At 45.4% G+C, this 13756-nt stretch carries 11 protein-coding genes; 7 read left to right on the top strand and 4 right to left on the bottom strand.

Annotated features, from left to right (window positions below; genetic code table 11):
• The first annotated feature begins 91 nt into the window (after positions 1-91).
• The 6 genes from mutM to MAR181_RS15385 all read left to right on the top strand — a co-directional run bounded on the left by mutM (position 92) and on the right by MAR181_RS15385 (position 6400).
• Complete coding sequence (gene mutM, locus MAR181_RS15410; protein ID WP_013797528.1) at positions 92-910, top strand: bifunctional DNA-formamidopyrimidine glycosylase/DNA-(apurinic or apyrimidinic site) lyase; 819 nt, start codon at positions 92-94, stop codon at positions 908-910.
• 210 nt (positions 911-1120) lie between these two features.
• A complete protein-coding gene (locus MAR181_RS15405) occupies positions 1121-2110 on the top strand; it encodes a BMP family lipoprotein (RefSeq protein WP_013797527.1) in 990 nt (329 codons plus the stop codon).
• Positions 2111-2361: 251 nt separating this feature from the next.
• Positions 2362-3918, top strand: coding sequence for an ABC transporter ATP-binding protein (locus tag MAR181_RS15400; RefSeq protein WP_013797526.1), 1557 nt, complete (start codon positions 2362-2364; stop codon positions 3916-3918).
• Positions 3915-5012, top strand: coding sequence for an ABC transporter permease (locus MAR181_RS15395; RefSeq protein WP_013797525.1), 1098 nt, complete (start codon positions 3915-3917; stop codon positions 5010-5012). The genes MAR181_RS15400 and MAR181_RS15395 overlap by 4 nt, the downstream gene beginning before the upstream one ends.
• Positions 5013-5022: 10 nt before the next feature.
• Positions 5023-5991, top strand: coding sequence for an ABC transporter permease (locus MAR181_RS15390; RefSeq protein WP_013797524.1), 969 nt, complete (start codon positions 5023-5025; stop codon positions 5989-5991).
• 1 nt (position 5992) lies between these two features.
• Positions 5993-6400: a cytidine deaminase gene (locus MAR181_RS15385; protein WP_013797523.1), complete on the top strand. Its 408-nt coding sequence runs from the start codon at positions 5993-5995 to the stop codon at positions 6398-6400.
• A 69-nt stretch (positions 6401-6469) separates the two neighbouring features.
• Here MAR181_RS15385 and ppk1 read toward each other — a convergent pair whose 3' ends face one another.
• From ppk1 to MAR181_RS15370, 3 genes are all read right to left on the bottom strand, one after another.
• Positions 6470-8695, bottom strand: coding sequence for a polyphosphate kinase 1 (gene ppk1 / locus MAR181_RS15380; RefSeq protein ID WP_013797522.1), 2226 nt, complete (start codon positions 8693-8695; stop codon positions 6470-6472).
• Between the two features lie 180 nt (positions 8696-8875).
• Entirely contained in the window at positions 8876-9865 is a 990-nt protein-coding gene (gene hemB / locus MAR181_RS15375; protein WP_013797521.1) for a porphobilinogen synthase, read from the bottom strand.
• Between the two features lie 130 nt (positions 9866-9995).
• On the bottom strand, positions 9996-11918 hold the full coding sequence (locus tag MAR181_RS15370; protein WP_013797520.1) for an ABC-F family ATP-binding cassette domain-containing protein: 1923 nt from the start codon (positions 11916-11918) through the stop codon (positions 9996-9998).
• Positions 11919-12118: 200 nt separating this feature from the next.
• On the opposite strand from MAR181_RS15370, the gene hslO reads away from it, so the two are divergent.
• Positions 12119-12994 carry an Hsp33 family molecular chaperone HslO gene (gene hslO, locus MAR181_RS15365; protein ID WP_013797519.1) on the top strand — a complete coding sequence of 292 codons (876 nt, stop codon included), beginning with the start codon at positions 12119-12121 and terminating at the stop codon, positions 12992-12994.
• A 19-nt stretch (positions 12995-13013) separates the two neighbouring features.
• Here hslO and MAR181_RS15360 read toward each other — a convergent pair whose 3' ends face one another.
• A complete protein-coding gene (locus tag MAR181_RS15360) occupies positions 13014-13415 on the bottom strand; it encodes a CBS domain-containing protein (RefSeq protein WP_013797518.1) in 402 nt (133 codons plus the stop codon).
• Between the last annotated feature and the right edge of the window lie 341 nt (positions 13416-13756).

The raw sequence follows: 13756 nt of genomic DNA, 5'->3' as shown, positions 1-13756 counted from the left end.
GACCGACTCAGTGAGTCGGTTTTTTTGTATCTAGTAGATATACTTTGTTCGCTTGGTCAGTATTTTATGAGTCTTGTTATTGAGGTAAGAGATGCCTGAATTACCGGAAGTAGAAACCACACTGCGTGGCATTGAAGCGCATTTAGTCGGGCGAAAACTTGTTCAAGTGGATATTCGCCAGCCGCAATTACGCTGGTTGATTACCCCAGAGTTGCGCACTGAAATGGTGGGGCAAGAAATTACTCACTTATCACGACGTGGAAAATACATAGGTATTCATACCGCCAAAGGTACTTTGATCATTCATTTAGGCATGTCAGGCAGTTTGTATTTTGTGCCGGCCAATACACCACCTTTGTTTCATGATCATGTGGACTTTTGTTTTGCGGGTGATGGTGACTGGTTACGCTATACCGACCCAAGGCGTTTCGGTGCTATTTTGTGGACCACCGAAGATTGGCAAACTCATGATTTATTACGTCATCTTGGTCCTGAGCCTTTAACAGATGACTTTAATGTGGACTATCTATACGCCAAAGCTAAGGGACGTAAAATGCCCATCAAGACTTTTATTATGGACAGTAAAGTCGTGGTTGGGGTGGGCAACATATACGCAAATGAAGCGTTGTTTAAGGCCGGTATTCGCCCAAATAGAATGGCGGGAAATATTTCCAAAGTTAGAATGCGTAAATTGGTTGAGTGCATTAAAATAGTGCTTGCCAATGCCATCAAGCAGGGCGGCACCACATTAAAAGATTTTGTCGGTGGTGACGGTAAGCCTGGTTACTTTAAGCAAGAGTTGGCGGTTTATGGTCGAGCTGGCCTGCCATGTACCCAGTGTCAAAAGGTTTTGACGGAGGTTCGACAGGCACAACGCAGTACAGTGTATTGTGCAAAATGCCAAACCTGACCTTTTGTTTAGTTTCGGCACAAGAATTGCTCATATATCGATTGATTTAGTCAATCAAAGCGAAATTTTTTGGGTACCTTATGAACTTTGCGCAAAAACTTTGGTTAAAATGTGCATATTTCGTTGCGGTATTTTATTAATAGGTTTATTTTTGACCAGTTAGGCAAGGTTAGATTTGTCTAGATTAATTACATAAAAAGAGGAATAGGAATGAAAGGTGTCTTTATTGCGTCAGTAACGGCGTTGGCCATCTCTGCAAGCATGGCTCAAGCAGCTGATCCAGCGGTGGTTTACGACCAAGCCGGTAAGTTCGATAAGTCTTTTAACGAAGGTGTCTACAATGGCGTGAAAAAATACACGTCTGAGAGTGGTGTACAAGTTCGTGAATTTGAGCCGAAGAACGAAGCTCAGGTAGAACAGGGTTTACGTCGTCTTGCAAAACGTGGTTATTCACCAATCGTTGCTGTTGGTTTCAACATGTCTTCTGCTGTTGAAAAAGTAGCAAAAGATTTCCCAGAAATTCATTTCAGCATCATCGACAGTGTGATTGATCTGCCAAACGTTCAATCTATCGTCTTTAAAGAGCATGAAGGCTCTTTCCTTGTTGGTGCATTGGCGGCCATGGCGTCTAAAACAGATGCTGTCGGTTTTGTTGGTGGCATGGATATTCCTCTTATCCGTAAGTTTGGCTGTGGTTACGAGCAGGGCGTAAAATACGTAACGTCTGGTGCGACAGTATTGCAAAACATGACAGGTTCAACGGGCGCTGCTTTCAATGACCCAACCAAAGGTTCTGAGCTTGCTAAGAGCCAGTTCTCGAAAGGCGCTGATGTCGTATTCGCTGCAGCTGGTGGTACGGGTATCGGTGTTTACCAAGCGGCGAAAGACGAAGGTAAATTGGCGATCGGTGTTGACTCTAACCAAAACCATTTACAACCAGGTACTATGCTAACGTCTATGGTTAAGCGAGTTGATCTAGCGGCTTATGATACTTATAAGAGCTCTGCTGATGGTAGCTGGAAATCCGGTGTAAAGGTATTAGGTTTGGCTGAAGGTGGTGTAGATTGGGCGCTTGATGATAACAACGCTGGCCTGATTACAGCGGACATGAAGGCTAAGGTCCAAGACATTCGTAGCAAAATCGTGAGCGGTGAAATCCAGGTTCATGACTACATGTCAGACAATACTTGTAACTACTAAGTTATGACAGAAAACAGTTGCTCGCAGGCGCGGGCAACTGTTTTTTTTGTGTAAAGTATTTCATTCATATTGCTAGGATGCGGTTGAATCGAAATTTGAAAAGCCAGTTTTGCATATGCGAGCCCTTTACACACACGTAAGTGTGCGCTTTTCAACGTAAGAGAGATCTTGTAATACAAAACACCTAAGGTGTTTTCGCTTTAGAGGCAGACTCTAAGCGTTCCATTTAAGCAGACGAATAACTTTTTGATATGACGAATAATACAGTGCCATTCGCAATAGAATTGCGAGATATCAGCAAACGCTTTGGGGCCGTTCAGGCCAACAAAGACATTTGCTTACAAGTTCCGGCTGGTACCATTCACGGCATTATTGGTGAAAACGGTGCAGGAAAATCGACTTTGATGAGTATCATTTATGGCTTTTATGAAGCTGATACAGGGTTCATCGAAGTAGACGGCAAACGAGTTGATATTCGTAGTTCACAAGACGCGATTGATGCTGGCATCGGCATGGTGCATCAGCACTTTATGTTGGTGGAAAATTTTAGTGTACTTGAGAACGTGGTCTTAGGTACTGAAGGTGGTGCTTTATTAAAAGGTGGCATGGCTGCGGCTCGGGTTGAACTTCAACGCTTGGCCAAAGAGTACAGCTTGGACATTGATGTGGACGCAATCGTTGAAGAACTTCCGGTTGGTTTACAGCAACGTGTGGAAATCTTAAAAGCTTTGTATCGCGGTGCTCGCATCTTGATTTTGGACGAGCCAACGGGGGTATTAACACCTCAAGAGGCCGATCATTTATTCCGTATTTTGAAATCCCTTAAAGAGCAGGGTGTCACAGTACTGTTAATTACCCACAAACTGCGTGAAATCATGGCCTCGACGGACAACATATCTGTTATGCGTCAAGGTGAGATGGTGGCTCATCGAGAAACTCAGCACACCAACACGGAAGAGTTGGCTGAATTGATGGTCGGTAAAAAAGTTCGTTTAACCGTCAATAAAGACGAAGCGCAACCGAGTGATGTTTTCCTTTCGGCTAAGAACTTGACACAGTTTGATAGCCAAGGCGTAAAACGCCTGAAAGAAGTTAGCTTGGAATTGCGTGCGGGTGAAATCCTAGGCATCGCCGGTGTGTCGGGTAATGGCCAGAGTGAATTGCTCAATGTCTTATCTGGAATCACACCGATGAGCGAAGGCGAAATTCAGTTTGCTGGTCAAACTATTACGGCTAAAGCGCCAAAAGATGCCGCGCAAATGCGTGATCTAAAGATGGCCCATGTGCCAGAAGATCGCCATAAAATGGGCTTGGTAACAGGTTTTGAAGCCTATGAAGCGGCCATCCTTGGCTATCATAATTCCTCTGCCTACAACGGCAAGATTCTAATGAATCATAAAGCCATGTTAGATGAGTGCCATGTTCGTATGGCAGATTGGGATGTACGTCCCCCCAATCCACATCTTAAAACCGCGAACTTTTCAGGTGGTAACCAGCAAAAAATCGTTATTGCCCGCGAAGTCGAGCAAAACCCCGACGTATTACTGATTGGCCAGCCAACGCGAGGCGTTGATATTGGTGCGATCGAAAACATACATGAACAGATTGTTAAACTTAGAGATTCAGGCAAAGCCATTTTGCTTGTGTCAGTAGAATTGGATGAAATTATGGCACTGAGTGATCGCATCTTAGTGATGTTTGATGGTGCAGTCGTTGGCGAACTTGACGCTAAAGACGCGGATGAACGAACCCTTGGTCTGATGATGGCGAATGCTTACAACAAGGAAGAGCAAGGAGCATCAGCATGAGTGACGCAAAAGTGCCAGCTTGGGTAAACATTGCCCTGATTCCTTTTCTGAACATTTTATTGGCTTTTATTGTCTCTGGTTTGGTGATTCTTGCGATTGGTGAGAACCCTATAGAGGCGGCAGGGTATTTGGTTTACGGTGCTTTCGGTTATGACGAAGGGATTGGCTATACCTTGTATTATGCGACGAATTTAATCTTCACTGGTCTGGCGGTATCGGTTGCTTTCAAAGGCGGTTTGTTCAACATAGGTGGTGAAGGTCAGGCGTACATTGGGGGTTTAGGGGTTGGGTTAGTCTGTCTGGCGCTCGATCATACTATGCCGCTGTATGTTATCGCGCCATTGGCGATCATTGGCGCAGCGGTATTTGGGGCGGCATGGGCTTATATTCCAGCTTACCTTCAGGCTCGTCGTGGTAGTCACATTGTTATTACCACCATCATGTTCAATTTTATTGCTTCTTCTTTGATGGTTTATCTTATTGTGAACTGGCTAAAAGAAGACGGCAGAATGGCGCCAAACAGTCGTACGTTTGAAGAAAACGCTTGGTTGCCTTATTTGCATGAACTGCTTTCCCCATTGGGCATTGATATTGGTGACTCTCCTTTGAATATGGCCTTTTTAGTCGCTTTAGTCTGTTGTGTGTTTGTGTGGGGATTGATCTGGCACACGCGCTGGGGATACCAACTTCGAACATTGGGAACAAACCCTACTGCTGCTCGTTATGCTGGTATTGATACAGCGAAAGTGACGATTTGGGCGATGTTGATTTCAGGTGGTTTAGCTGGCTTTGTTGGCATCAACGAAATCATGGGGGTCAACCATAACCTCTTACTTAACTTCACCGCTGGTTATGGTTTTGCAGGTATTGCTGTGTCTTTGATGGGACGTAATCATCCAATTGGCATTGTGTTAGCGGCGATTCTGTTTGGTGCCTTATATCAAGGTGGTGCTGAGTTAGCATTTGAAATCCCGACCATCACACCTGAGATCGTTGTTGTGATCCAAGGTTTGGTGATTCTCTTCTCTGGTGCGCTTGAACACATGTTTAAAGATCGTATCGAAGGCTTTTTTATTCGCAGAGCGGTAGCGTAGGGGAACCAATATGTTTGAAACATTAATACTTATGTTAGACGCGACCATGCGAGTATCGACGCCACTGATTTTTGCGGCTTTGGCTGGTTTGTATTCTGAGCGAGCAGGCATCGTAGACATAGGTCTGGAAGGTAAAATTTTGGGCAGCGCCTTTGCCGCTGCCGCTGGCGCCGCTATTTTTGGCTCCGCTTGGATTGGTTTATGTTTTGGTATCATGGCGTCCGTTTCGTTGGCGATGGTCCATGGTTTTGCCTGTATTACTCACCGTGGTGATCACATTGTTTCTGGTGTGGCGATCAATACCATTGTAGCTGGTTTAACGGTGACCTTGTCGATGGACTGGTTTGGTATGGGTGGACAAACACCGACCTTGTCAGGTGATGCCCGTTTCTTATCCATTACTTTGCCGTTTGCAGATGCTTTAGCGGATGTGCCCGTGATTGGTTTGATCTACTCTGAACTGTTAAGTGGTCATAATATTTTGGTGTATTTAGCCTTTGCTATGGTGCCAATGACGTTTTGGGTGATTTATAAAACTCGCTTTGGTTTGCGTTTACGAGCCGTAGGTGAAAACCCTCATGCGGTGGATACAGCTGGTATATCGGTCGCCTTCATTCGTTATAGAGCCTTGATTGTATGTGGCATTTTGTGTGGCTTGGCTGGGGCCTATTTATCAACAGCGCATAATGCTGGCTTCTTAAAAGACATGAGTGCTGGTAAAGGTTATATGGCCTTGGCGGCGTTGATCTTTGGTAAATGGCGTCCAGTACCTGTGTTGTTTGCCTGTTTGTTATTTGGTTTCCTCGATGCCGTTGCGGTTCGCATGCAAGGCGTGGTGTTACCTGGTATTGGTGAAGTTCCAGTTCAGGCTATTGAAGTCTTGCCTTACGTTTTAACCGTATTACTGCTTGCTGGTTTCATCGGTAAAGCGGTGGGTCCAAAAGCGGTAGGCCGACCCTATGTGAAAGAGCGAGCTTAATATGCCGGATGCAAAACAAAGCAAGCAGTTGTTTGATCTTGCTAAAAACGCGATGAGCCAAGCTTATGTGCCGTATTCACATTTTACTGTCGGTGCGGCGATTCTGACGGTGTCTGGGGAGCTGTATTCAGGCTGTAATGTGGAAAATGCTTCTTACCCTGAAGGTACTTGTGCGGAAGCTGGGGCGATTGCTGCTATGGTCCGTGATGGTCAGACGCAGATTAAAGAAATCTACGTCATGGGCGAAGGCGAAGCATTAGTGACACCTTGCGGCGGTTGTCGCCAGCGTATTCGCGAGTTTTCTTCCACCGACACCATGATCCACATTTGTGGGCCAGAAGGGGTTCGTAAGTCTCTGACAATGGATGAGTTATTGCCTTTTTCATTTGGGCCAGAAAACCTCGCTTAAGCAATCGGTAAGACGAAAAAAAACCAGTTCATTGAACTGGTTTTTTTGTTTTAGCGGATAGCAAAAAAGTTAGCTTTGTCGTGTGTTGTCTGCGAGTTCGCTTAATAGGGCGCGTTGTGCACTGCGATATTCGCCTTTTCTTGGTTTCGACAGCTGATAGGAACCGTCACTTTGCAAAATCCAACTTTGCGTATTGTCTGTTAAGTAATATTCCAGCTCTTTCTTCACTCGACGTACTTGTTTGTAATCCTGTAACGGAAACGCCACTTCAATTCGGTTATTGAGGTTTCGATCCATGCCATCGGCACTGGATAAATACACTTCAGGGTTACGATTATTATAGAAGTAGTAAACACGAGTATGTTCTAAAAAGCGGCCAATAATACTGCGCACTCGGATATTCGAGGAGATGCCCTTAATGCCCGGACGAAGAGTACAAATACCACGTACAATCAAATCAATTTTAACGCCAGCTTGTGAGGCCTTGTATAAAGCCTGTACGAGCTTTTGCTCGGTCAGAGAGTTGACCTTGATAATGATGCGAGATGGATCGCCATTTTTCGCATTTTTCGCTTCGCGATCAATCATTTCCAGCAGACGGTTACGGAGAGTGAAAGGGGCATGCAGAAGTTTTTTCACCTTCAGCTCTTTACTCATTCCGGTCAGTTGCTGGAAGACTCGATGTACGTCGTCCCCGATTTCCTTGTTGCAGGTCATGAAGCTGTAATCCGTGTACAGCCTTGCGTTACCTGCGTGATAGTTACCTGTACCTAGGTGTACATAACGAGTAAGGTTATTGCCTTCACGACGCACGATCAAAATCATTTTAGCATGGGTTTTATGACGTACTACCCCATAAACAACAATGGCCCCCGCGTCTTGAAGTCGACTGGCTAAGGCTAGGTTTTCCGCTTCATCAAAGCGAGCACGGAGCTCAATAACCACAGTCACTTCCTTACCATTTCGAGCCGCTTCGACTAAGGCGTTAGCGATAGGAGAGCGAGCGCCAGTGCGGTAAAGGGTTTGACGTATTGCGACCACGTTCGGGTCTTTCGCGGCTTCGCTTAATAAATCGATAACAGGCGAAAAGCTTTCGAACGGGTGCATTAGTAAATAGTCGCGCTGACGAATTGCTTCAAATAGTCCACCTGCGCTCGCCAGCTTTCTAGGTAAGCCAGGAGAGAATGGGGAGTACATCAAATCAGGACGATCGACTAACTCTAATACGGCCATTAAACGACTTAGGTTCACTGGTCCGTCAATTTGATATAAATCTTGCTGCTCAAGGTCAAATTGCTTGAGTAGGGAGGTGACAATATGGTCTGGGCAGTTTTCTGCAATCTCAAGTCGAACCGAACTACCATAATGGCGACTTTGTAATTCGGTGCGAAGCGCCCCTGCTAAATCCACACCAATGTCATCAGAATCCACTTCTAAATCGGCATTACGGGTGAGTCGGAATTGGTAACAACCTTTGACTGTCATGCCTGGAAATAATTGGTCGGCGTGAGCGTGAATAATCGAAGACAAGAAGACCATGTTTTCACCGCCTTCACTTACATCATCAGGCAATTTTACCAGACGCGGTAAGGAGCTTGGTGCCGGTACAATGGCCAGCCCGTTTTCACGACCAAAGGCATCTCGCCCTTCCAGTTCAACCACAAAGTTAAAGGTTTTGTTCGCCAGTCTAGGAAAAGGGTGGGCTGGGTCTAAGCCAATTGGGCTGATAATAGGCAGTACATTGTCTCGAAAGTAGCGACGTACCCAGTTGGATTGTTTGTCTGTCCAAAGAGTACGACGAATAAATTGCACATTCTCTTCGGCTAACTTAGGGAAGATGATGTCATTGAGTATACGGTATTGGCGACGAACCAATTTGTGGGCATGCTCACTGATTAGGTTCAGAACCTTCTTTGGATGCATGCCATCAGGGCCGTTTTTCTCACGACTGTATTCCAGCTGGCTCTTTAAGCCTGCAACACGAATCTCGAAGAATTCGTCCATATTGGAACTGAAAATACACAAAAACATCAAACGGTTGAGAATCGGGTGGTTTTCATCCATGGCCTGTTCAAGCACGCGGGCGTTGAATTGCAAGTGACTTAACTCTCGGTTGAAATACAGTTCAGGATCGCCCAGATCAATTTCTTCTGGTAAGCGTTCCTCAATGGCCATCTTGGTCGGGTCTTGTGGTTGCTCTGGAATCGGTTCAAGCACCAATTCTGCATCCAGTTCCACTGGTGGTGCGGTAGGAACGTCCTTTTTTTCAACTTCGTTAACAGGCTGCTCAGACATGTGCTTCTATTCTCTCCAAATACCTTTATATGTTGTTGGCATTCCTTGTCTTTGCTGCCTTCAATTATTGAAGGCAGCCATAAACAAATTACACCAATGCCGCCTGCTGGTCACCAGCTTCTCTGGTTTTATTTCAATATTTACGAAATAAAGGAAAGTAGGAATCAGTCCGTACCTTCCTTAACCTTTCAGCAGGCGTGCTGCGTCTTTTGCGAAATAGGTTAATATGCCGTCTGCCCCCGCGCGCTTAAACGCCAGCAGAGACTCCATCATCACAGAGTCTTTATCCAACCAGCCTTTTTCAAAAGCGGCCATGTGCATGGCGTACTCACCGCTGACCTGATAGGCAAAGGTAGGTACTTCTAATTCACTTTTAACACGACGAACTATGTCCAAGTAGGGTAACCCTGGTTTCACCATCACCATGTCGGCCCCTTCGTCTAGATCCAACATGACTTCTCGGATGGCTTCATTAGAGTTTGCCGGATCAATCTGATAGGTAAACTTGTTCCCTTTACCAAGATTGCCGCTGGAACCAATTGCGTCACGGAATGGACCATAGTAAGCCGATGCGTACTTTGCGGCATACGCCATGATCAAGGTGTTAATAAAGCCTTCTGTTTCTAGTTCTTCACGGATTTCACCAATTCTACCGTCCATCATGTCTGAAGGAGCGACCACATCAGCGCCAGCTTGAGCATGAGACAAGGCTTGCTTTACAAGCGTGTCTACGGTGACGTCATTCAATACATAGCCGTCATCGTCTATGATGCCGTCTTGTCCATGTGTGGTGTAAGGATCAAGTGCCACATCGGTTAAGACGCCAAGCTCTGGGAAGGCCTGTTTTAGCGCACGAACGGCTCGTTGAACGAGACCATCTGGGTTGTAAGCTTCTTCGGCGAGTAGAGACTTTTTATCTGCCGCGATGACCGGAAATAACGCCACAGTTGGAATGCCGAGCTCAACCAGTTCTTTGGCTTCTTCTAACAGGAAATCAATTGAGACACGTTCAATGTTTGGCATTGAAGGAACCGCTTCACGGACTTGTTCCCCTTCAAGAATGAACATTGGGTAGATTAGATCGTCTGCAGTGAGTCGATGCTCGCGCATCAAACGACGAGAAAAATCGTGCTTACGCATGCGGCGCATACGAGTGTATGGAAAGGTCATCCACATATCTCCTTTTCGCAGTGTAGGAATGTACGTTAGTTATATGACAATAATAAGACAGAGTAATGGGGAAAGCCTTGCTATTAGGCAATTCGAGAGACTTTACCCTATTATTTACTCTATTAGCGGTTTATTGGAGTTCCGCTTCCGCTGCTTCTAGTTCTTCTTGTGCTTCAAACCAAGCTTCTTCGCTTTCTTCTAACGATTTCTTCCATTGTGCCTCGTCGCTGAGTAAGGCTTGTAGAGTGTCTTTTTGACTTGCTTCATACAGGCTGGAATCGGCCATTTTCTCAGAAATAACATCCAGCTTGCTTTGCGCTATTTGTACGGCTTTTTCATGCTGTTCTATTTGTTTGCGAAGTGGTCGTAGCTTCTCACGAAGTTCCGCGGCTTTACGTCGCTCTTCTTTGCGATCCACCTTGTCCACTTTGACTTCCTGCTCACCTTTTTCTTCTCTTAACGATTGGGCTTGTCGAGCTTGTAGCCAGGCATGATACGCCGCAAGATCACCATCAAAAGCCTGAATCTGGTGGTCAGCGACCAAATAGAATTCGTCCACGGTACTGTTTAATAAATGACGATCGTGGGAGACCAGTAAAATAGCCCCTGGAAAGGCTTGTAAGGCTTCCGTTAAGGCTTGGCGCATTTCCAAATCCAAGTGGTTAGTCGGCTCATCCAGAATAAGTAGATTGGGTTTAGTCCAAGCGATTAACGACAAGGCCAGACGAGCTTTTTCGCCTCCAGAAAAGCCTTTCACGGCGCGCAATGCATCATCCCCAATAAACCCAAAGCCACCCAGGTAGCGGCGAATATCGCTTTCTAATACTTTGGGCGACAGTCTTTGTATGTGCAAGACAGGGGAGGCTTCCAAATCCAGCGCACTAAGTTGGTGTTGTGAGAAATAACCAATGGCTAGGTTTTCGCCTGTGACTCTGTCACCCGATAAGAGTGGGATTTCTCCAACAATGGATTTGATCAAGGTCGATTTACCTGCCCCATTCGGGCCGAGTAAGCCAATACGCTGACCATCACGGATGGCGAAGTTTGTGTTGCCAAGTTGTTGTGTTTGAACCTGTTGTTCTGATGTATACCCCAGATTTGCCTGAATCAGGTTAATCAATTGTTGAGAGGTCTTTTCGGCTACTGGGATGCTGAATTCGAACTGGGAATCAATGTGCGCAGGCCCGATGAGTTCCATTTTTTCCAACATTTTTAAGCGGCTTTGGGCCTGCTTAGCTTTGTCCGCTTTGTAGCGAAAGCGATCCACATATTGTTGTAAGTGGGCTCGCTTAGTTTGTTGTTTTTCATAGTTGGCTTGTTGTTGGGCAAGATGCTCCGCTCGTTGGCGCTCGTAGTCTGAATAGTTACCTTTATAAAGCGTCAGCTTCTTCTGGTATAGGTGCACAATGTGGCTACATATGCTATCGATGAAGTCTCGGTCATGGGAAATCAGCAATAGGGTGCCTGGATACTGACGTAGCCAGTTTTCCAGCCACATGACGGCGTCTAAGTCTAGGTGGTTGGTAGGCTCATCAAGCAGTAAAACATCAGAAGGGCACATTAACGCTTTGGCTAGGTTTAGTCGAATACGCCAACCACCGGAGAAATCCGACACAGGTTTGTGCATGTCTGACATTTTAAAGCCGAGACCTTGCAGCAATGTCTCGGCGCGAGATTCTGCTGTGTAGCCTTGCGCGGTTTCAAATTCCGCGAGCCAAGAGGCATGCGCATGATTATCCCCAGTGGTTTCGGCTTTGAGGATGTTCGCTTGTATTTTTCTGAGGTTGTCGTCGCCATCAAGACAGTAATCCAATGCGGATCGTTGTGTTTCCTCAACTTCTTGCGCCATAAACGCAATACGACGTTGGCCCGGCAAGATGACTTCGCCTGTGTCCGCTTGTAACTCGCCTTTGATCATGGCAAACAGAGAAGATTTACCGGCACCATTGGCGCCGATAAGACCGACTTTCTGGCCTTCAAATATGGTTAGGTCAGCTTCTTCCAATAAGAATTGCGTACCACGTTGTAAACTGACTTCGGTGAATTGAATCATATAAGCGAACTGTCTCTTACCTCAAAAAACGAGGACTAATGTCTGTGTGGGGGTATTTTAGAGCGCCCTAATAAGAAACGAAATAGCAAAGGTGGTGGTTACGCTGTTTTAAAGTGGATGATTGCTTTGCGCAAGGGTAAAATGGCGCGCATCTATGTTATGAATTTTATCATCAGCTTTGAGCTGAGAAGGTGCTTTTTGTGAATAATTTATCTGTGAATGAGATTCAGCGCTTTTCGTTTGATCACACTAATGTTCGTGGAGAACGAGTGTTATTGAACAGCGCCTACCAAGAAATCATTCAACGTAAAGAATACCCTTTACCATTGGAAAAACTGTTGGGCGAATTTGTCGCTGCCATTGCTTTGCTACGTGACATTATTAAAATTGATGGTGTTTTATCCATGCAAGCTAAAGGTAATGGTTTCCTTTCTACTTTAATGACGGAATGTGATGAATTTCAAAATTTGCGCGGCATTGTGCAATGGGATGAGGAGCAAACCGTACCAGATACTCTGTCGCTGAAAGAATTGCTGGCCGGAGGCTATTTGGTGATTACCATTCAGCCACGTAATGGTCAGCGTTATCAGGGTATTGTGGAAGTGGTTGGTGATACCTTAGCAGAATGTCTAGAGCAGTATTTCTTGCAATCTGAACAGTTACCAAGTCGGGTTTGGTTAGCCGCGAACGGATCTCAATGTGGTGGTTTGTTCTTACAGCGATTGCCGCAAGAGCAAGCCAAAGCGGGTGACAAAGATGCTTGGGATCGCTTTACGCACCTTGCATCAACTGTGTCAGAGGACGAGCTATTGGGGTTGGAAACTGAGACATTACTGCATCGTTTGTATCACGAAGAAGAAGTACGCATGTACGATTCGAAACAGATGCAGTTTGGTTGTTCTTGTTCTCGTCAACGTATGTTGGATGCGGTGATGTCGTTAGGGACCGAGGAAATTCGCCAGCTTTTGATCGAGCAGAGCGTGATTAAGGTCGACTGCCAATTCTGTGCAGAGCAATATGAATTCAAAGAAACAGACCTCGTTGACATGCTAGGGGATCAAGCGCAAACCCATTAGGTTTGTGTTTCGACAATGATCAGAACTTGGCGTGATTGACCAAATCTCGCCAAGTGATGATGCCGATCACATGATCTTCCTCATCAACGACTGGGACGCACGAAATATCGACTTTCTTTAACCAAGTCAGAATTTCCGTAACTGGTGTGTCGGCTTTCACGCGAATGGGCTGACGCGTCATGATCTGATGAGCGGCACGATTTAAAGTATCTATGTCCCTTGCTTGTTCTGAAACGCTGTCGATAAAAGGGCTTACCAAGCGTAATATATCTCGGTCTGAAATGATGCCGACAAGACGGTCATTCTCGGTAACCGGTAGATGATGAAAGCCATGTTGCTGTAACAGATTTTTCACTTCAGGTACTCTTTCATCCATATCGACACAGATAACATTGCTCACCATGATGTCTTGGGCTTTCATTGCTTAAGTCTCCATGCCAGTGAAAATTGAATTTCGTGCAGTGATAACGAATATTATGAATTAATTATAGATGCAAAATCCAAGCAAGTTTTTTGTTAATGTCTTAAAAATCCTATTTCATGTCGCTAAAGTCAATAAAATGTCATGGATCGTGTTGCTCGAAATGTGAATATATCTACAAACTTAGACTAAGGTATCAAGACATTGGTGACAAAATCCGTATAATCACCTCCTATCCACTTAGAATTCTTGATAGCTTGTTTATTTTTTAATCTAGCTGCTTGCCAATGCAAATGAAAGTATTCTGAGGAACCGAGAAGAAAGTATTGCAGTACCTCCTC

The sequence above is a fragment of the Marinomonas posidonica IVIA-Po-181 genome (genome assembly GCF_000214215.1).
In the GTDB taxonomy this organism is placed as follows: Bacteria; Pseudomonadota; Gammaproteobacteria; order Pseudomonadales; family Marinomonadaceae; genus Marinomonas; species Marinomonas posidonica.
Note: the sequence above shows the minus strand (reverse complement) of the source record. Positions and strands in the feature narration are given on the sequence as shown.